Source organism: Streptomyces sp. YIM 98790 (assembly GCF_011421595.1).
Lineage (GTDB): Bacteria > Actinomycetota > Actinomycetes > Streptomycetales > Streptomycetaceae > Streptomyces.
The window spans coordinates 1-19,948 of the sequence record NZ_WTLH01000114.1; the positions used below are offsets into that span (position 1 = coordinate 1).

The following is a 19,948-nucleotide window of genomic DNA, read 5'->3' on the forward strand; positions in this document are numbered from 1 at the left end:
CGCGGTCGCCGGTGGCGGCGGGCGGCACGGCGGGCGTGCGCGCGCCGCCGTCCGCGGCCGGCGAGGGCATCTCGTCGGCCTGGACCGCGTGGACACGGTCGGGCGAGGAGCCGCGGCCCGGTGGGCCGCTCAGCCCCGCGTCGCCTGTCGCGCTGCCTTCCCTCTTGAAACGTCCCTGCACTTTAGCGTCGCAACCTCTGGACCAGGCGCCTCGCCGCGCGCGGCGTGACGGTATCGAGCCGGAAGCCCCGGGTGCTTCCGACGGTCGTGGACAACCGGCGCGTCTCCCTGTTCGGCCGTGGTGCGGAGCGGGCCGTTCGCCCGCTGCATCGGCCGTATGTCTCGCGGCGGTCCGTGGAATTCCAGCACAGTGCCGAGACCTCCAACAAGGGCTCGGGACACTCCCGTGACATCTTTGACCCTGTGCGCGGAGCTCATCACCCTGTGTGGAGCGCGGGGAGCGGAAGCACGGCGGCAAACCGGGCGTTTGCCCAGCTCCGTTCCGGATGCTGGACATGACCTTGCCTTGCCCGGGGCTCGCACCGTGCGGACGGATCGGCAGGGGAACCGGCGATTCCGTCCTGGTCCGTCCCGTTTTGACACGTGAGGCCCCCTGCCGGAATCATCCCTTTTGCGGGGGCTCCGGTGAGGAAACTCACACGGGGGTGGTGAGCCGTTGTGCGGCGGCGCCGGCAATGCACCGCCTACCCTCGGAGGTCTACGGCTGTACAGAACGGCCGGATGTGTCAAGGCCCCGTCAAGGACCACACAAGAGGACAACTCCGTGAAGACCACCATTCCGATGCGGATGCTCGCCAACCCCCGCCGCACCACCCTGGTGCATCTGGAGAGCGCCGACGAGCTCAAGCCGTCGGTGGCGGCCCGGCGCCCGTCGGCGGAGCTGCCCAGCAGCACCGCCAACCCGGCGCGCACCGTCCTTGTGGAAACCCCCGTGACAACGGCTGACAACGGCGTCATGACCGGCTGAGCGCTGCGCCGGGCGACCGGCGCACCGCCGCACAAGGCCCCCGCCGGGCACTCTGGCACGGCGGGGGCCTTCGCGTGCGCCGCGTCCCACGCTGCGGACAGGCGGACCGGGCGGGACCGGCGGAACGGGACCGGCGGAACGGGACCGGCGGAACGGGGCCGGCGGAACGGGGCCGGCGGGCTCAGCCCTGCCAGCTGTGCGGGGCGCGGAAACCGGGGGTGCGCTCCAGGCGGCGCCAGCCGGCCGTGGAACGGCCGTCCCGGCCCGCGGCGGCGCGGTCGTCGTCCGCTCCGCCGGCCGCCTGGGCCCGGGCCAGCAGCAGCGCGGTGACGGCGGCCAGCTCCTCCTCGCTGGCCTCTCCCTTCTCCACACGGACGAGTCGGGGGTCGGTGCTCATGGCCCTCTCCTTCACATGGCGCTCTGGTGGCCGGACGGTCACTGGGGCGGGTTGCCGTGCTTGCGGGACGGCAGGTCGGCGTGCTTGCTGCGGAGCATGGCCAGCGAGCGGATCAGCACCTCACGGGTCTCGGCCGGGTCGATCACGTCGTCGACCAGGCCGCGCTCTGCCGCGTAGTAGGGATGCATCAGCTCCGACTTGTACTCCTTGACCAGCCGGGCGCGGGCGGCGTCCGGGTCGTCCGCCGCGGCGATCTGGCGCCGGAAGATCACATTGGCCGCACCCTCCGCGCCCATCACCGCGATCTCGTTGGTGGGCCAGGCGAAGGTCAGGTCGGCGCCGATGGACTGGGAGTCCATGACGATGTACGCGCCGCCGTAGGCCTTGCGCAGCACCACCGAGATCCGCGGCACCGTGGCGTTGCAGTAGGCGTACAGCAGCTTGGCGCCGTGGCGGATGATCCCACCGTGCTCCTGGTCCACTCCGGGGAGAAAGCCGGGGACGTCCAGCAGGGTGAGGATCGGGATGTTGAAGGCATCGCACATCTGCACGAAGCGGGCGGCCTTCTCCGAGGCGTGGATGTCCAGCACCCCGGCCAGCGACTGCGGCTGGTTGGCCACGATGCCCACCACATGGCCGTCCATCCGCGCCAGCGCGCAGATGATGTTGCCCGCCCAGCGCTCGTGGACCTCCAGGTACTCCCCGTCGTCCACCAGCTCCTCGATCACCTGCCGCATGTCGTAGGGCCGGTTGCCGTCGGCGGGCACCAGGTCCAGCAGGGAGTCGGTGCGCCGCTCCACCGGGTCCTCGGTGGTCTGGGCCGGCGGGTTCTCCCGGTTGTTCTGCGGCAGCAGGGAGAGCAGGTAGCGGACCTCCTCCAGGCAGCTCTCCTCGTCGTCGTAGATGAAGTGGGCCACCCCGGAGGTGGCGGCGTGCACATCGGCGCCGCCCAGCCCGTTGTGGGTGATGTCCTCGCCGGTGACCGCCTTGACCACGTCCGGGCCGGTGATGAACATCTGCGAGGTCTCGCGGACCATGAAGACGAAGTCGGTCAGGGCCGGGGAGTAGGCGGCGCCGCCCGCGCAGGGGCCCATCATCACCGAGATCTGCGGGATGACCCCGGAGGCCCGGGTGTTGCGCTGGAAGATGCCGCCGTAGCCGGCCAGCGCGGAGACGCCCTCCTGGATCCGGGCGCCGGCGCCGTCGTTGAGGGACACCAGCGGCGCCCCGGCGGCGATGGCCATGTCCATGATCTTGTGGATCTTGGTGGCGTGGGCCTCGCCCAGCGCCCCGCCGAAGATCCGGAAGTCGTGCGCGTAGACGAACACCGTCCGGCCGTGCACGGTGCCCCAGCCCGTGATCACGCCGTCCGTGTACGGCCGCTTGGCCTCCAGGCCGAAGCCGGTGGCACGGTGCCGGCGAAGCGGCTCCACCTCACGGAAGGTTCCCTCGTCGAGCAGCAGTTCGATGCGCTCGCGCGCGGTCAGCTTGCCCCGGGCGTGCTGCGCCGCCGTGGCCTTCTCCCCCGGACCCCGGACGACCTGCTCACGGATCGCATGCAGCTCGGCCACCCGGCCGCGGGCGTCGGTTTCCGCCGGCGCTTCCGGGGCCACTGTCTGAGCGTGATCGGTCATGTATAGACCCTACGAAATGGGATGCCCGGAGCTCCTCGTCAGATTCGTACAGTCTCCGCCGCGTTTTGATGGTCCTGCCGGACAGAACCGGCGGCCCCGACTCCAGAAGTTCTCCGGACCGTACAGTGCTGGAGGGGCAGGCGTTATGGGGTTTCCATAAAACCCGCCCATCGCGTCACACCGGGCACCCGCGGACCGCCGCGCCGCGCCGCCCGGCCGGTTCACTCCGACGGCACGAGTCCGGCCCGCAGCAGGCCGTAGGTGTAGGCATCGTCCAAAGCCTGCCACGAGGCGGCGATCACATTCCCCGCCACGCCCACCGTCGACCACTCCCCGGTGCCGTCACTGGTGGTGACCAGAACCCGGGTGGTGGAGGAGGTGCCCTGGGTCCCCTCCAGAATGCGGACCTTGTAGTCCACCAGCTGGAGCCGGGCCAGATGCGGGAAGAACCGCTCCAGTCCGGCCCGCAGCGCCCGGTCCAGGGCGTTGACCGGGCCGTTGCCCTCCCCGGCGGAGACGATCCGCTCGCCCTTCACGCGCAGCTTGACGATGGCCTCGTTGGCCACGGTGCCGTCGGTGCGCTGGTCGGTGATGGTGCGCCAGCCCTCCAGCCGGAAGAAGCGGCGGGAGCGGCCCTGCACCTCGTCGCGGAGCAGCAGTTCGAAGGAGGCGTCGGCGGCCTCGTAGGTGTAGCCCTGGAGCTCGCGCTCCTTGACCCGGTCCACGATCCGGCCGACCAGCTCGCGGTTGCCCGAGCCGGACAGGTCGTAGCCCAGTTCCTTGCCCTTGAGCTCCACGGAGGCCCGGCCTGCCATGTCGGAGACCAGCATCCGCATGGAGTTGCCGACCAGCTCCGGGTCGATGTGCTGGTAGAGGTCCGGATTGACCTTGATGGCGGAGGCGTGCAGCCCGGCCTTGTGGGCGAAGGCGGAGACCCCGACATAGGGCTGGTGGGTGGCCGGGGTGAGATTGACCACCTCGGCGATGGCGTGCGAGATGCGGGTCATCTCCTTCAGCGCGCCCTCCGGCAGCACCTTGCGGCCGTACTTCAGCTCCAGGGCGGCGACCACCGGGAAGAGGTTGGCGTTGCCGACCCGCTCGCCGTAGCCGTTGGCGGTGCACTGCACATGGGTGGCGCCGCCGTCCACCGCGGCCAGCGTGTTGGCCACCGCGCAGCCGGTGTCGTCCTGGGCGTGGATGCCCAGCCGGGCGCCGGTGTCGGCCAGCACGGTGCGCACCACGGCCTGCACCTGGGCGGGCAGCATGCCGCCGTTGGTGTCGCACAGCACCACCACCTCGGCACCGGCGGAGTGCGCGGTGCGCACCACCTCCTTGGCGTACTCCGGATTGGCGGCGTAGCCGTCGAAGAAGTGCTCGCAGTCCACGAACACCCGGCGTCCCTGCTCCCGCAGGTGCGCCACGGTGTCGCCGATCATGGCGAGGTTCTCCTCCAGGGTGGTGCGCAGCGCCTGGGCGACATGGGCGTCGTGCGACTTGGCCACCACGCAGACCACCGGGGCGCCGGAGTCCAGCAGGGCACGGACCTGGGGGTCGCCGGCCGCGGTGGTGCCGGCCTTGCGGGTGGCGCCGAAGGCCACCAGCCGGGCGTGACGGAAATCGATCTCCCGGCGGGCCCGCTGGAAGAACTCGGTGTCCCGGGGATTGGCGCCCGGCCAGCCGCCCTCGATGAAGCCGACCCCGAACTCGTCCAGGAAGCGGGCGATGGTCAGCTTGTCGGCGACGGTGAGGTTGATGCCCTCGCGCTGGGCGCCGTCGCGCAGCGTGGTGTCGAAGACGTGGAAGTCGTCCCGCCCGGGGCGGGCTGGGGCGTCCGGGGCGGTATCCGAGGCGTCGGTGCTCATGGGCCGTGTGACTCCTGTCGGGAGGGTGCCGGAAAACGAAAAGACCCCTCGCGGATGCGAGAGGTCTGCGCGCGGGTCGACGGCAAGGTGTTCCGCTGCCGCCGGAAGTACGGCGATTCAGCGGTCACTGCGGACCGGCGCGCTGTCACCGATAATCATGGTGAACGAGTGCACGGTGGGAGTGTCCCACAACGGGACGGGCGGCTGCATCCACCACCCGCCCCGTCTCACCATCCGGACAGAGGCCCCTGGGCGGTACGACGGCATGGTCGTAGGGCCGTACGGCCCTACGACCGTGGGATCGTCAGACGATGCGGTGCATCCAGCCGTGGGTGTCCTCGGCACGGCCGGTCTGGACGGCCAGCAGCCGCTCACGCATCTGCAGGGTCACCGGGCCGGGCTCGCCGCTGCCCACCGTCCAGGACGCACGGCGCGACTTCACCGCGCCGACCGGGGTGATCACCGCGGCGGTGCCGCAGGCGAACACCTCGGAGAGCGAGCCGTCGGCGTTGCCCTCGCGCCAGTCGTCGGTGGACAGCCGCACCTCGGCGGTGGGGTAGCCCAGGTCCTCGGCCACCTGGAGCAGGGAGAGCCGGGTGATGCCGGGCAGCAGGGTGCCGGTCAGCTCCGGCGTCTCGATGACCGCGTCCGCGCCGCTGCCGCGCACGAAGTACAGGTTCATGCCGCCCATCTCCTCGATCCAGCGGCGCTCCACGGCGTCCAGCCAGACCACCTGGTCGCAGCCCTGCTGGGCGGCCTCGGCCTGGGCGACCAGCGAGGCGGCGTAGTTGCCCGCGCACTTGGCCTCGCCGGTGCCGCCGGGGGCGGCGCGCACATACTCCTCGGAGAGCCAGACGGTGACCGGCTTGACACCACCGGCGAAGTAGGCGCCGGCCGGGGAGGCGATCACCATGAACAGGTACTCGTTGGCCGGCTTGACACCCAGTCCCACCTCGTTGGCGAACATGAACGGCCGCAGGTAGAGGGACTGTTCGCCCTGGCCCGGCACCCACGCCCGGTCCTGCCGCACCAGCAGGTCGATGGCCTCCACGAAGGTCTCCACGGGCAGCTCGGGCATGGCCATCCGGCGGGCCGAGCGCTGGAAGCGGCGGGCGTTCTCCTCCGGGCGGAAGGTGGCCACTCCGCCGTCCGGCTGCCGGTACGCCTTCAGCCCCTCGAAGATGGACTGCGCGTAGTGCAGGGTCATGTTCGCCGGGTCCATCTCCAGCGGGGCGTACGGGCGCAGCTGTGCGTCGTGCCAGCCGCGGCCCTCGGTCCACCGGATGGTGACCATGTGGTCGGTGAAGTGGCGGCCGAAGCCGGGGCTGGCGAGGATGGCCTCGCGCTCGGCGTCCGGGAGGGTGTGGGCGGAGGGCTTGAGGTCGAACTCGATCCGCGGGGTCGTCATGTGTGCGCGTCCTTCGCTGTACTGGTCGGGCGGACCGCGCTCCCCCGGAGGTCTCGGCGCGCCGGCCGGCCGGCGGTAGTAGGACGTCCAAGCACTGGGGTAGACGGCGGCCCCGTCTGATTATCGCGCGGGGCGGGCGCCATGCACCCGGTGCGGGGGAATCGGCGGCCCGGAGTTCGGGCGGTGCTGCGGGAACGGAACGGGTCGGACGAGGGTGGGACCTGTCCCGATACTGGCACCGGACCGCCGGATTGCCCAGCGGCCCGGAACCGGCCGCTGGGCTGGGGTGGCAGCCGGCCGGCTAGCCGGATACCCGCGCGGCCAGCGCGTCGCCGATCTGGTCCGTGGTGCGCGCGGTGGCGGCGGAACGGGCGGCGAGGTCGGCGGTGACCGCCTCCTCGATGCGGGCGGCCTCGGCGTGGTACCCGAGGTGGCCCAGCAGGAGGGCGACGGAGAGCACGGTGGCGGTGGGGTCGGCCTTGCCGGTGCCCGCGATGTCCGGGGCGGAGCCGTGCACCGGCTCGAACATCGAGGGGAAGGCGCCGGCCGGGTTGATGTTCCCGGAGGCGGCCAGGCCGATGCCGCCGGTGATGGCGGCGGCGAGGTCGGTGAGGATGTCGCCGAACAGGTTGTCGGTGACGATCACGTCGAACCGCTCGGGCTGGGTGACCATGAAGATGGTGGCGGCGTCGACGTGCAGGTAGTCGGTGGTCACCTCGGGGTATTCGCGGCCGATCCGCTCGACCGTGCGGCTCCACAGGTGGCCGGCGTGCACCAGGACGTTGTTCTTGTGCACCAGGGTGAGCTTCTTGCGCGGGCGGGTCCGGGCGCGCTCGAAGGCGTCGCGGACCACGCGCTCCACGCCGTAGGCGGTGTTCAGGGAAACCTCGGTGGCGACCTCGGCGGGGGTGCCGGTGCGCATCGAGCCGCCGTTGCCCACGTACGGGCCCTCGGTGCCCTCGCGGACCACCACGAAGTCGATCTGCGGGTCGCCGGCCAGCGGGCTCGCCGTGTTCGGGAAGAGGCGGCTGGGGCGGAGGTTGATGTAGTGGTCGAAGGAGAAGCGCAGCTTCAGCAGCAGACCGCGCTCCAGCACGCCGGAGGGCACGGAGGGGTCGCCGATCGCGCCCAGCAGGATCGCGTCATGGCTCCGCAGCCGCTCCAGCTCGTCGTCCGGGAGGGTCTCGCCGGTGGCGTGCCAGCGCTGGGCGCCGAGTCGGTATTCGGCGGTCTCCAGCTTGACGTCGGAGGGGAGGACCGCGCCGAGGACCTTCAGTCCCTGGGCGACCACCTCCGGGCCGATGCCGTCACCGGGAATCACCGCGAGATTGATGCTGCGAGCCATGGGGGGACCCTAACGCCGTCCCAGCTTCCGGTCCGGCCCCGTCCACCATGCGGACCTCGACGGGGCCCGGGGCGACCGGTCGCGGGGGGCGCGGTCAGGCGGCGGCGAGGCCGCCGTTGTCCCGGCGGTCCAGGGCGCGCTGCAGCGCGGCGGCGGCCTGCTTGCGGGCCGCGGCGGCGTCCGGTCGGGCGGTGTGACGGCGACGGGTCTTGGGGGCGGCGGCGACGGGCATGGGACAGCTCCTTGGATCTGCGTCGGCAGGGTGGCATCGGGAACCTGACGAGCAGCCGGAAAGGGCGGGGGCGCAGGGTGCGGCGGGGGTCTCCCGGAATGGCACCGCGCCGGACTCCGCCGACGCTGATGGAGCGTGACGATCGGCTTTCCACAAAAGTAGCCGCCGGAAGCAGTGATGTCTGCCCAAATACTTGACCGTCCTAGTATGTGGACAGTGAGCCCCCTCACGCCCCGGGCGCACCCCCGCCCCTGTGGCTCCGCGGCCGCCTGCGGCGCTCCCGGCGGAGGATGCCGCTGAGCCCGCCCCTGTGGCGGGGCGGGCGGGACGCGCAGCGCCCTTCGGCCGGGAGCGGCGGGGCGGCGGGGCGGGGCGGCCGCCCCGCCGCCCGGGCGTGTCACCCCATGTGGGGGTAGCGGTAGTCGGTCGGCGGGGCCAGGTTCTCCTTGATGGCGCGGGTCTGGGTCCAGCGCATCAGGTTCTGCTTGGCACCGGCCTTGTCGTTGGTGCCGGAGGCCCGTCCGCCGCCGAAGGGCTGCTGCCCGACCACCGCGCCGGTCGGCTTGTCGTTGATGTAGAAGTTGCCGGCCGCGTAGCGCAGCGTCTCGCAGGCCTCGGCGATGGCCGCGCGGTCGCGGGCGACCACCGCGCCGGTCAGCCCGTACGGCGCCACCGACTCCATCTGGGCGAGCACCTCCCGGTACTTCGCGCCGTCGCCGTCGTCGGTGTCGTCGTAGACGTGGACGGCCACGACCGGCCCGAAGTACTCGGTGGTGAAGACCTCGTTCTCCGGGTCGGAGCAGACGATCACGGTCGGGCGGACGTAGTAGCCCACCGAGTCGTCGTACTCGCCGCCGGCCACGATCTCGCAGCTCGGGTCGGTCCGGGCCCGGTCGATGGCGGCCTTGCTCTTGGCGAACGCCCGCTCGTCGATCACCGCGGACATGAAGTGGGACAGCTCGGTGACCGGCCCCATGGACAGCCCTTCCACCTCGGCGACGAGCTCCTCCCGGAGGCCGTTGTCCCACAGCGAGGCGGGGAGGTACGCACGGGAGAGCGCCGAGCACTTCTGGCCCTGGTACTCGAAGGCGCCGCGGGTGATGGCGGTGCGCAGCACCGCCGGATCGGCCGAGGAGTGCGCGACCAGGAAATCCTTGCCGCCGGTCTCTCCGACCAGCCGCGGATAGGTCCGGTAGTGGGCGATGTTCTCGCCGACCGTCCGCCACAGCCGCTGGAAGGTGGCGGTGGAGCCGGTGAAGTGGATGCCGGCCAGATCCCGGTGGCGCAGCGCCACCTCGGAGACGGCCAGCCCGTCACCGGTGAGCAGGTTGATCACGCCCGGCGGCAGTCCCGCCTCCTCCAGCAGCTCCATCAGCAGCACCGCGGCCCGGGTCTGGGTGGGCGAGGGCTTCCAGATCACCACATTGCCCATCAGCGCCGGAGCGGTGGGCAGGTTGCCGGCGATGGCGGAGAAGTTGAACGGGGTGATGGCGTAGACGAAGCCCTCCAGCGGGCGGTGGTCCAGCCGGTTCCACACCCCCCGCTCGTTGGTCACCGGCTGTTCGGCCAGGATCTCCCGGGCGTAGTGGACATTGAACCGCCAGAAGTCGACAAGCTCGCAGGGCGTGTCGATCTCGGCCTGCTGCACGGTCTTGGACTGGCCGAGCATGGTGGCGGCGGCCACCCGCTCCCGCCAGGGGCCGGCCAGCAGCGCGGCGGCGCGCAGGAAGACCGCGGCGCGCTCGTCGAAGGGCAGCGCACGCCAGGCGGGCGCGGCGGCCAGCGCGGCCTCGATGGCGTCCCTGGCGTCCTGCTCGGTGGCGTTGGCGAAGGTGCCGAGCACCTTCTTGTGGTCGTGCGGCTGCACCACGTCGAAACGCTGGCCGCCGCCCATGCGCTTGACGCCGCCGATGGTCAGCGGCAGCTCGGCCGGGTTCTCGGCGAGCTCCCTGAGCTGCTGCTCAAGGCGGGCGCGCTCCGGGGTGCCGGGCGCGTAGGTGTGCACCGGCTCGTTGACCGGCGCGGGTACCTGGGTCACGGCGTCCATGGCCTCGGGCTCCTTCGGGGTGGGGGTTGTCGGCGGTTGCGGGGTCAGTGGCGGGTGGCCAGCGACCGCAGGAAGAAGGCGAGATTGGCGGGCCGCTCGGCCAGCCGCCGCATGAAGTAGCCGTACCAGTCGCTGCCGTACGGCACGTAGACGCGCATCCGGTGTCCGAGGGCGGCCAGCCGGAGCTGTTCGTTCTCCCGGATGCCGTAGAGCATCTGGAACTCGTACTCGTCCGTCTTGCGGCCGTGGCGGCGGGCCAGCTCCTGGGCGACGGCCACCATCCGCGGGTCGTGGGTGGCGATCATGGGGTAGCCCCGGCCGGCCATCAGGATGCGCAGGCACCGCACATAGGCCCGGTCCACCTGGTGCCTGTCCTGGTGGGCGACGGCCGCGGGCTCCTTGTAGGCGCCCTTGACCAGCCGCACCCGGGAGCCCTCCCCGGCCAGTGCGCGGGCGTCCTCCTCGGTACGGAAGAGGTAGGACTGCAGCACGGCACCGGTGGCCGGGAAGCGGCGGCGCAGCTGGGCCAGGACCGCCAGCGTGGAGTCCACCGTGGTGTGGTCCTCCATGTCCAGGGTGACACAGGTGCCGGCCTCGGCGGCGGCCTCGGCCACGCGCTCGGCATTGCGCAGGGCGATGTCGTGGCCGCCGGGCAGCGCCTGGCCGAGGGCCGAGAGCTTCACCGACAGCTCGGCGCGTTCGCCCAGCCCCTCCGAGCGCAGCGCCTCGGCCAGCGCCAGACAGGCGTCGCGGGCGCGCAGCGCCTGGGAGGGGTCGGTGACGTCCTCGCCCAGGTGGTCCAGGGTGACCGTCAGGCCGCGGCCGGTGAGGGTGCGCACCGCCGCCAGGGCCTGGTCCAGCCGCTCTCCGGCGATGAAGCGGTCCACCACCGGGCGGGTGACCGGAGCCGCGGAGACGGCGCGGCGGATGGTGTCGCTGCGCGCCGCGGCGAGCAGCACGGGTCCGAGCATCGGGCACCTCCGGGCAGGGAGAAGCGGCAGGTGAGCTACCCGAGAACCTAAGAATGTCGCGGATCGCCGCCTATCGACAGTTGTCTGGCATTCGTGCGCAGGATCTCAGACATCTGTATGAAGAACGGTGGCGGATGCCGCAGAATGGGTGAGCACACCCAGGGACGGACGGCGGCATGCGCGAGGAGTACCAGAGACTGACAGACGAGGTCTCGGCCCTGCTGGGCACGCCCGCGACGCTGGAAGGGCGGGACTTCGGGCTGATCGCCTTCGCCGCGCACGACAGCGAGGACGAGCGGGCGCTGGACCCGGTGCGGGCCCGTTCCATCCTGCGGCGCGGCTCCACCCCGGCGGTGCGGGAGTGGTTCGAGAGCTTCGGCATCACCCGGGCGCGCGGACCGGTGCGCATCCCGCCGGATCCGGCGGCCGGGGTGCTGCACGGCCGGATCTGCCTGCCGGCCCGGCACGGCGGCGTGGTGCACGGCTACCTCTGGCTGCTGGACGACGGCGCGCTGGGGCTGGACGACCCGCGGCTGCGGGAGGCCATGGACACCGCCGCCCGGGTCGGGGATCTGCTGGCCGCGGACGCGCGGGCGGGCGCCCGGCTGGGCGACCTGCTGGCGGCGCTGCTGACCGCGCCACCGGGCGCGGTACCGGCCGCCGCGGAGGCGCTGGCCGCGGGCGCCTCACCGGCCCTGACCGGTCCGCTGGCCCTGGTCGCTCTCACCCCGTGGCACGCGGACGGCGGGCCGGAGGCCACCCCGGCCGCCGTGCCGGGGCTGGTCACCGCCACGGTGCCGGCAGGGCTGGAGCCGCCGGGCTCCCCGGCGCCGCTGGCGGTCCTGGTGCGGCTGCGCGCCGCGGACAGTCCGGCCCCGGCCCGGTCGGTGGCCGAGCGGCTGCGGGCCTGGGCGGGCGACGGACCGGTGGCCGGGATCGGCGCGGCGGTCACCGCGCCGGGCGGGCTGGCGGATCTGCCGGAGGCCTGGCGGCAGGCCACCGCCGCGGCGCGTGCCGCCCGGGCCGAACCGCGGCTCGGCCCGGTGGCCCACTGGGCGGAGCTGGGTCCCTACCGCCTGCTCACCGCCCTGCCCGCGGAACTGCCGCCGGACGAGTCGGTGCGGCGTCTGCTGTCCCCGGCCCACGCCGGGCTGGCGCACACCGCCGAGGTGTATCTGGACTGCGCCGGGCAGGCCGCGCGGGCCGCCGCCGCGCTGGGCATCCACCGGCAGACGCTCTACTACCGCCTGTCCCGGATCGAGGCGCTCACCGGCCTGTCCCTGGACGGCGGCGAGGACCGGCTGCTGCTGCACCTCGCCCTGAAGACCGCCCGCCTCTCCCCGGCCGCTCCGTCCTGATACGGGGACGGGCCGCCTGATGCGCGGACGGGCACGGACGGCGGTGGTGCCGGCGGCCTCCGGCCGGCCCGTGCTCCGGCCGGAGGCCGCCGGCCATGACCGGGAACGTGCCCCTCGGCACCACCACGCCGTCGGCGTCGCCGGGCTGGACGGCCTGCCCGGGTTCCGCGGAAGGAGACGGCCGGACCGGCCCGCCCCGGGGGGACGGACGGGCCGGTCCGGTGCCGTGGGCCGCCGGGCCACTGGGGAGGGAGACCCGGCGGCCCGGTTCAGCCACCCACGCGGACCGGAAACGTCTCGATGGCGGCGGCCGGGGAATCCCCGCCCGAGGGGCCGGAGGACTCGGCGAGCCCCTCGGCCCCGGTGTGATCCGGCCGGGCCCGGGGACCGTCCGGCCCGGTGTGCGCGGGGCCCACGGTCGGCGTGAGCTGCCCGTTCGGCTCCAGGATGTCCGCGGGGGCGTCCGTGCAGGCGAAGGCGGCAGCCCCGGCCGACGAAGGACGGGAGAACGCGGTGCCGGACCCGGGGAGCCCGGCCGCGGGAGCGGGGGCAGGGGCCGCGGCGCGGGCGGCGGCAGGAGCCGTGGCGGTGCCGCCGGCCGCCGGCAGGGACGCACAGAGCCCGGTGGTGACCGTCGCGCGGGAGAGCATGCGGACCCCCTCGGGCTCGTCCGGCTTGCCGGCGGCCGGACGCCGGGCCCGCCGGGGACGCGCGCCGATGGCGCGCCCCCGGCGGCCGGCCCCTCGGCCACGTTCTGTGAGCAATACTCCCCATCCGGGTGAGGGATATCCCTCTCTGACCACTTTCGGGGGAAATTGTCATACCGTACGGACGGTTCCGGCGTGCTCACCGGACGCAGGACGCACCGGAAGCAGGACGCACCGGAAGCAGGAACGGCCGGACCCCCGGTCCGGGGAATCCGGGCCGGGGGTCCGCCGCGCCGTCGTCCCGCGGAGGCCGCCGCTCAGTTGTCGGTGAGGTCCACCACGCGGGCGGAGGAGGCGCCGATCTCCTCGGCGATCTCGGCAAGCACCCCGGACGGGATGGTCTCGTCCACGGTGAGCGCGATCAGCGCGTCCCCGCCCTCGGTGAGCCGGGCCACCTGCATGCCCGCGATGTTGACCCCGGCGTCGCCCAGCATCCGGCCCAGCGTGCCGACCACACCCGGGCGGTCGGTGTAGCGGAAGAAGGCCATGTGCTCGGCGACCGCCAGGTCGAGGGTGTAGTCGTCGATCCCGACGATCTTCTGCAGATGCTTGGGACCGGCCAGGGTGCCGGCCACCGAGACCTCCTCGCCGCTGGTCAGGGTGCCGCGCACGGTGACCATGTTGCGGTGGTCCGGGGACTCCGAAGAGGTGGTCAGCCGCACCTCCACGCCGCGCTCCTGGGCGAACAGCGGAGCGTTGACGTAGGACACCGTCTCCGCCACCACGTCCTCGAACACGCCCTTGATGGCGGAGAGTTCCAGCACCTTGACGTCGTGCTGGGTGATCTCGCCACGCACCTCGACATCCAGCCGCTGCGCCACCTCGCCGGACAGCGCGGTGAAGATCCGGCCCAGCTTCTCGGCCAGCGGCAGACCCGGCTTGACGTCCTCGGCGATCACGCCGCCCTGGATGTTGACCGCGTCCGGCACCAGTTCACCGGCGAGCGCCAGCCGCACCGACCTGGCCACCGAGATGCCCGCCTTCTCCTGGGCCTCGCCGGTGGAGGCGCCCAGATGCGGGGTGACCACCACGTTGTCGAACTCGAACAGCGGGGAGTCGGTGCACGGCTCCTTGGCGAAGACGTCCAGCCCGGCGCCGGCCACCCGGCCCTCCTTCAGGGCGCTGGCCAGCGCGGCCTCGTCCACGATGCCGCCGCGGGCGGCGTTGACGATCCGCACGCCGGGCTTGACCTTGTGCAGCGCCTCGTCCCCGATCAGGCCCAGCGTCTCGGAGGTCCTGGGCAGGTGGACGGTGATGAAGTCGGCGATCTCCAGCAGCTCGTCCAGGCTCATCAGCCTGGCGCCCATCTGGGCGGCCCGGGCGGGCTGGATGTAGGGGTCGTAGGCGACGATCTTCATGCCGAAGCCCGCCATGCGCTGGGCCACCAGGGCGCCGATCCGGCCCAGGCCCACCACGCCCAGGGTCTTCTCCGCCAGCTCCACGCCGGTGTATTTGCTGCGCTTCCACTCCCCGTTCTTCAGCGCGGCGTTGGCCTGCGGGATGTTCCGGGCGGTGGCGACGATCAGGCCGCAGGCCAGTTCGGCGGCGGTGACGATGTTGGACGTCGGCGCGTTGACCACCATCACGCCGGCCTTGGTGGCGGCCGCCACGTCCACGTTGTCCAGGCCCACTCCGGCGCGGGCCACCACCCGCAGCCGGCGGGCCGCGGAGATCGCCTCGGCGTCCACCTTGGTGGCGCTGCGCACCAGGATGGCGTCCACATCCCGGATGGCGGTCAGCAGGTCCTGGCGGTCCGCCCCGTCGCAGTGCCGGATCTCGAAGTCCGGGCCCAGCGCGTCCACGGTGGCGGGGGAGAGCTCTTCAGCGATGAGTACGACGGGCTTGCTCACTTGGATCTGGTCCTCGCTTGTCCTCTGCGGTGGCCGCGTCCCGACGGCCGGTGGCGATGGAGGTCGTAGGCAGCCGCGTGTGAAGACGCACGACGCTGTGAGCCTGTGACGCGCTTGGGTGCAGTGTAACGGCGCGGCGGCGCAGCGGAACCGCTGCCCGGAGGCGTCCGGCCGGGCGTGGAGCGCCGGTACGGCGGCAGCCCGCCGGGCCCCGGCCGCGCGTGGTGCGGTGCACGGCCGGGGCCCGGTGGCGGGGGCTCACTCCTCGTCGTTCACCCAGCTCATCAGCTTGCGCAGCTCCTTGCCCGTGGTCTCCAGCAGGTGCTCGGCGTCGGCGTCCTTGTACTCGTTGTACTTCGGCAGGCCGGACTGGTACTCGGCCATCCAGCGCTTGGCGAAGGAGCCGTCCTGGATCTCGCCCAGCACCTTCTTCATCTCGGCCTTGGTGGCGTCGGTGATGATCCGCGGGCCGGTGACGTAGTCGCCCCACTCGGCGGTCTCCGAGACCGACCAGCGCATCTTGGACAGGCCGCCCTCGTACATCAGGTCGACGATGAGCTTCAGCTCGTGCAGGCACTCGAAGTAGGCGATCTCCGGCTGGTAGCCGGCCTCGACCAGGGTCTCGAAGCCGGCCTTGACCAGGGCGGAGGCACCGCCGCACAGCACCGCCTGCTCGCCGAAGAGGTCCGTCTCGGTCTCCTCGGTGAAGGTGGTCTTGATCACGCCGGCCCGGGTGCCGCCGATGCCCTTGGCGTAGGACAGGGCCAGGTCGAAGCCCTTGCCGGTGGCGTCCTGCTCGACGGCCACGATGCACGGCACGCCGCGGCCCTCCTCGAACTGGCGGCGCACCAGGTGGCCCGGGCCCTTGGGGGCGACCATGCAGACGTCCACGTTGGCCGGCGGCTTGATGAAGCCGAACCGGATGTTGAAGCCGTGCCCGAAGAACAGCGCGTCGCCGTCCTTCAGGTTGTCCTTCACGGACTCCTCGTAGACCTTGGACTGGACCGGGTCCGGGACCAGGATCATGATCACGTCGGCCTCGGCGGCGGCCTCGGCGGGGGTGACCACGCGCAGGCCCTGCTCCTCCGCCTTCACCTTGGAGGCGGAGCCCTCGGGCAGGCCGACCCGGACATCGACGCCCGAGTCGCGCAGCGACAGCGCGTGGGCGTGGCCCTGGCTGCCGTAACCGAGGACCGCCACCTTGCGGCCCTGGATGATGGACAGGTCGGCGTCGTCGTCGTAGAACAGCTCGGCCACTTCGGTTTTCTCCTCGTATGGGTGCAGTGCGGTAGGGGTGCCGCGCGGCTGGCTCCGCCCGGCGCCGGTGTCCGCGTGCGTGCGGACACCGTATGCCGTGTGCGCGGCTGCAGGGGTCAAGGGTCTCGCCATCCGGTCGGACGCGGACCGGATCCCGGTCGGGCGGCCCGGCCCGGAAGCGGCCGAACCGGGGCCGAACCGGGCCGGGCCGGGCCGGACGTCAGGCCGAGCGCTCCAGGGCGCGCAGCGAGCGGTCGGTGATGGACCGGGCGCCGCGGCCGATGGCGATGGTGCCGGACTGGACCAGCTCCTTGATGCCGAACGGCTCCAGCATGCGCAGCATGGCGTCGAGCTTGTCGGCGCTGCCGGTGGCCTCGATGGTGACCGCCTCGGGGGCGACGTCCACCGTCTTGGCACGGAACAGCTGCACGATCTCGATGATCTGGGAGCGGGTCTCGTTGTCCGCGCGGACCTTCACCAGGACGAGTTCGCGCTGCACCGCGGTTGACGGCTCCAGCTCGACGATCTTGAGCACATTGACCAGCTTGTTGAGCTGTTTGGTGACCTGTTCCAGCGGCAGGTCCTCCACGTTGACCACGATGGTGATGCGGGAGACCTCGGGGTGTTCGGTGGTGCCGACGGCCAGGGAATCGATGTTGAAGCCCCGGCGGGAGAACAGGGAGGTGATCCGGGCCAGGACACCCGGCTTGTTCTCCACCAGGACGGAGAGCGTGTGCTTGGACATGGGGGCTGCTACCTCTGCGGACTCGGTCTCGGCGGTCTCGGCTGGTCGGATCTCGGGTCAGTCGTCCAGGTCGCCGAAGTCGGGACGGACCCCGCGGGCGGCCATGATGTCGTCGTTGGACGTGCCGGCCGCGACCATCGGCCACACCATGGCGTCCTCGTGGACGATGAAGTCCACGACCACCGGGCGGTCGTTGATGGAGTTGGCCTTCTCGATGACCGAGTCGAGATCGGCCGGGTCCTCGCAGCGCAGGCCGACGCAGCCCATGGCCTCGGCCAGCTTGACGAAGTCCGGCACCCGGGTGCCCTTCAGGTCGGGCGCCACGTCGTCCGGCCCGGAGTGCAGCGTGGTGTTGGAGTAGCGCTGGTTGTAGAACAGGGTCTGCCACTGGCGGACCATGCCCAGCGCGCCGTTGTTGATGATGGCCACCTTGACCGGCAGCCCGTTGAGCGCGGCGGTGACCAGCTCCTGGTTGGTCATCTGGAAGCAGCCGTCGCCGTCGATCGCCCAGACCGTGGCGTCCGGGCGGCCCGCCTTCGCGCCGAGCGCGGCCGGCACGGCGTAGCCCATGGTGCCCAGGCCGCCGGAGTTCAGCCAGGTGCCCGGCCGGGTGAAGTTGAGGAAGTGGGCGGCCCACATCTGGTGCTGGCCGACACCCGCCGTGTAGACGGTGTTCTCCGGGGCGAGCCGGCCGATCCGCTCGATGACCTGCTGCGGGGAGAGGCTGCCGTCCTCCGGCAGGTCGTAGCCCAGCGGGTAGGTGGTGCGCCAGCGGTCCAGCAGCTCCCGCCAGGCGCCGAAGTCGTGGGCGCGGCCGGCCGCCTGCTCCTCGCGCAGCACCGCGGACAGCTCGCGCAGCACGTCCTTGACGTCGCCGACGATCGGCACGTCCGCGGTGCGGTTCTTGCCGATCTCGGCCGGGTCGATGTCGGCGTGGACGATCTTGGCGTAGGGCGCGAAGGAGTCGATCTTGCCGGTGACCCGGTCGTCGAAGCGGGCGCCCAGCGCGATGATCAGGTCGGACTTCTGCAGTGCGGTGACGGCGGTGACCGAGCCGTGCATGCCGGGCATGCCCAGGTGCAGCGGGTGGTCGTCGGGCAGCGCGCCCAGCGCCATCAGGGTGGTGGTGACCGGCACCCCGGACAGCTCGGCCAGTTCCTTCAGCTCGGCGGAGGCGCCCGCCTTGATGACACCGCCGCCGACGTACAGCACCGGGCGGCGGGACTCGCCCAGCAGCCGGGCGGCCTCGCGGATCTGCTTGGCGTGCGGCCGGCTGACCGGCCGGTAGCCGGGCAGGTCCTGGGAGGGCGGCCAGCTGAAGGTGGTCTGCGCCTGCAGGGCGTCCTTGGCGATGTCGACCAGGACCGGGCCGGGGCGGCCGGTGGCGGCCAGGTGGAAGGCCTGGGCGATGGTGCGCGGGATCTCGGCCGGGTCGGTGACCAGGAAGTTGTGCTTGGTGACCGGCATGGTGATGCCGCAGATGTCGGCTTCCTGGAAGGCGTCGGTGCCGATCGAGGGGCTGGCCACCTGGCCGGTGATGGCGACCATCGGGACCGAGTCCATGTGGGCGTCGGCGATCGGCGTCACCAGATTGGTGGCGCCGGGGCCGGAGGTGGCCATGCAGACGCCCACCTTGCCGGTGGCGAGGGCGTAGCCGGAGGCGGCGTGGCCGGCGCCCTGCTCGTGGCGCACCAGCACGTGCCGGACCTTGGTGGAGTCCATCATCGGGTCGTAGGCGGGCAGGATGGCCCCGCCCGGGATGCCGAACACGGTGTCGGCGCCGACCGCTTCGAGGGAACGGATCAAGGACTGGGCGCCGGTCAGGCGCTCGACGGTGACGGGCTGCGGCGCGTTGGCCCGGGGGGCCCGTGGGTGTGGCTTCGGTGCCTCGGTGGCCTGCTCGGTCATCGGTTCTCTTCCCGGAGAGTGAGGGTGTGACGCTGTGCGGGTGCGGTGCGGTGCTCGGGGGCGGACGGGACGGGCCGGAGCCGGCGGGGCCGGTGGTGACCGGACCGTGCGGGGTGCTCAGCATGATGCGGGCCGCCGCTAGGGGGAGTCTCTAGAGCCTCTCCCCCGCCTGCGCGGCGGGTGCCGGTGCCGCCGTGCGGCTCCGCCGGGGTGTCCTGCCGCCGTGGATCGCCGGGCGCGGAACCCCGCGGCTGTCGCGGGGCCCGGTCACGGTCAGTCCGTGCAACAAAAAACCCCTCGTGCCGTCAGGCATGCGAGGGGGGCGCGTCGGTGCGGGCCGCGGGATGTCCGTCCCGGGGTCAGCCGACGCGCCTGCAAAGTACGAGAATTCGGGTGCGCATGGCACTGACCTTCCTCCCGCTGTGGGTCGTGTGTCAAGCGAGCCGGAGTGAAGTCTCACTATTCGGGCGTACGTGTCCGTGCGGAAGGGCGTGGGCGAGGGTCTCCCGCAGCTCCGGTTCGTCCAGCGGCTCGCCGAACGCACGGCCCTGTGCCTCGGCACAGCCCAGCGCGCGCAGCTCCTCCGCCTGCCCGGGCAGGTCCACGCCCTCGGCGGAGGTGGCCAGCCCTTCGCCGTCGGCCAGCCGGAGCAGCCCCGAGGTGAGGGTGCGCAGCGCCGGTCTCTCCGGCAGCGGCGCGACCAGCTCCCGGCCCAGCCGGACGGCGGTCAGCGGCAGCCGGTGCAGCACGGCCGGGGACGGGCCGGTGCAGCCGTAGCCGTCCAGGCAGACGGCGATGCCCAGGGTGCGCAGGTCGGTGAGGCGGCGCAGCAGTTCCGGGGCGTGCAGGCAGGCGTCCGCCTGGCGCAGCAGCAGGGTGAGCGCGGTGGGCGGGACGGCGTGCCGGTCGAGCAGGGTCTGCACGGCGCCGGGGGCCAGAACACGGTCGGCCAGCCGGGGTGCGCCGACCGGCACCCGGACCGGCAGGCCCCGGCCCTGCCGGGCGCGGCGCCCGGCCGCGGCCACCGCCTCCTCCAGCAGCCAGCGGCTGAGGTCGGCGGAGGGCTGCGGAGGGCCGCCGCGCCAGTCGGCGACCGCGGCGAGCGCGGTGATCCGGCCGTCGGCGAGGGCGGCGACGGGCTGGTGCAGCAGCCGGAAGCCGCCGCTGTAGGCCCGCACCGGGCTGCCCGGCAACGGCTCCGCCGGGGGGCGCGCGGCTCCCGCCCGCTCCCCCGCGCCG

At 72.7% G+C, this 19,948-nt stretch carries 17 protein-coding genes; 2 read left to right on the forward strand and 15 right to left on the reverse strand.

Features of this window, described 5'->3' with window-relative positions; translation table 11 throughout:
* Window positions 1-181, reverse strand: a 181-nt coding sequence (locus tag GQS09_RS28685; protein WP_207957995.1) for a hypothetical protein, incomplete at its 3' end; no start/stop codon positions are given.
* Between the two features lie 603 nt (window positions 182-784).
* Between GQS09_RS28685 and GQS09_RS18430 the strand changes: the two genes are divergently transcribed.
* A complete protein-coding gene (locus GQS09_RS18430; protein ID WP_165987634.1) occupies window positions 785-988 on the forward strand; it encodes a hypothetical protein in 204 nt (67 codons plus the stop codon).
* Window positions 989-1,169: 181 nt separating this feature from the next.
* Here the strand turns inward: GQS09_RS18430 and GQS09_RS18435 are convergent, their stop codons facing one another.
* From GQS09_RS18435 to GQS09_RS18470, 8 genes are all read right to left on the reverse strand, one after another.
* Complete coding sequence (locus GQS09_RS18435; protein ID WP_165987636.1) at window positions 1,170-1,385, reverse strand: acyl-CoA carboxylase epsilon subunit; 216 nt, start codon at window positions 1,383-1,385, stop codon at window positions 1,170-1,172.
* A gap of 38 nt (window positions 1,386-1,423) precedes the next feature.
* Entirely contained in the window at window positions 1,424-3,019 is a 1,596-nt protein-coding gene (locus GQS09_RS18440) for an acyl-CoA carboxylase subunit beta (protein WP_165987638.1), read from the reverse strand.
* A 221-nt stretch (window positions 3,020-3,240) separates the two neighbouring features.
* Window positions 3,241-4,881, reverse strand: a complete 1,641-nt coding sequence (cimA, locus tag GQS09_RS18445; RefSeq protein WP_165987640.1) for a citramalate synthase — start codon at window positions 4,879-4,881, stop codon at window positions 3,241-3,243.
* A gap of 304 nt (window positions 4,882-5,185) precedes the next feature.
* Window positions 5,186-6,289 (reverse strand): branched-chain amino acid aminotransferase, encoded by a 1,104-nt coding sequence (locus GQS09_RS18450; RefSeq protein ID WP_165987642.1) that lies wholly within the window; start codon window positions 6,287-6,289, stop codon window positions 5,186-5,188.
* Between the two features lie 301 nt (window positions 6,290-6,590).
* A complete protein-coding gene (locus GQS09_RS18455; RefSeq protein WP_165987644.1) occupies window positions 6,591-7,634 on the reverse strand; it encodes a 3-isopropylmalate dehydrogenase in 1,044 nt (347 codons plus the stop codon).
* A gap of 94 nt (window positions 7,635-7,728) precedes the next feature.
* A complete protein-coding gene (locus GQS09_RS18460) occupies window positions 7,729-7,866 on the reverse strand; it encodes a hypothetical protein (protein WP_165987646.1) in 138 nt (45 codons plus the stop codon).
* A gap of 397 nt (window positions 7,867-8,263) precedes the next feature.
* The gene (gene pruA / locus GQS09_RS18465) at window positions 8,264-9,913 is read right to left on the reverse strand and encodes an L-glutamate gamma-semialdehyde dehydrogenase (RefSeq protein WP_165987648.1); all 1,650 of its coding nucleotides are present in this window, start codon (window positions 9,911-9,913) and stop codon (window positions 8,264-8,266) included.
* Window positions 9,914-9,957: 44 nt separating this feature from the next.
* On the reverse strand, window positions 9,958-10,884 hold the full coding sequence (locus tag GQS09_RS18470) for a proline dehydrogenase family protein (protein ID WP_165987651.1): 927 nt from the start codon (window positions 10,882-10,884) through the stop codon (window positions 9,958-9,960).
* A 176-nt stretch (window positions 10,885-11,060) separates the two neighbouring features.
* On the opposite strand from GQS09_RS18470, the gene GQS09_RS18475 reads away from it, so the two are divergent.
* On the forward strand, window positions 11,061-12,242 hold the full coding sequence (locus tag GQS09_RS18475; protein WP_165987653.1) for a CdaR family transcriptional regulator: 1,182 nt from the start codon (window positions 11,061-11,063) through the stop codon (window positions 12,240-12,242).
* A 269-nt stretch (window positions 12,243-12,511) separates the two neighbouring features.
* Here the strand turns inward: GQS09_RS18475 and GQS09_RS18480 are convergent, their stop codons facing one another.
* The 6 genes from GQS09_RS18480 to GQS09_RS18505 all read right to left on the reverse strand — a co-directional run.
* A complete protein-coding gene (locus GQS09_RS18480; protein WP_165987655.1) occupies window positions 12,512-12,892 on the reverse strand; it encodes a hypothetical protein in 381 nt (126 codons plus the stop codon).
* A 314-nt stretch (window positions 12,893-13,206) separates the two neighbouring features.
* Complete coding sequence (gene serA / locus GQS09_RS18485) at window positions 13,207-14,799, reverse strand: phosphoglycerate dehydrogenase (protein WP_165987657.1); 1,593 nt, start codon at window positions 14,797-14,799, stop codon at window positions 13,207-13,209.
* Between the two features lie 258 nt (window positions 14,800-15,057).
* The gene (gene ilvC, locus GQS09_RS18490) at window positions 15,058-16,056 is read right to left on the reverse strand and encodes a ketol-acid reductoisomerase (protein ID WP_165987659.1); all 999 of its coding nucleotides are present in this window, start codon (window positions 16,054-16,056) and stop codon (window positions 15,058-15,060) included.
* A 220-nt stretch (window positions 16,057-16,276) separates the two neighbouring features.
* Complete coding sequence (gene ilvN / locus GQS09_RS18495) at window positions 16,277-16,801, reverse strand: acetolactate synthase small subunit (protein WP_093839473.1); 525 nt, start codon at window positions 16,799-16,801, stop codon at window positions 16,277-16,279.
* Window positions 16,802-16,858: 57 nt separating this feature from the next.
* A complete protein-coding gene (locus GQS09_RS18500; RefSeq protein ID WP_165987660.1) occupies window positions 16,859-18,709 on the reverse strand; it encodes an acetolactate synthase large subunit in 1,851 nt (616 codons plus the stop codon).
* A 434-nt stretch (window positions 18,710-19,143) separates the two neighbouring features.
* The coding region (locus tag GQS09_RS18505; protein ID WP_207957996.1) for an EAL domain-containing protein at window positions 19,144-19,948 on the reverse strand (805 nt) is incomplete at its 5' end.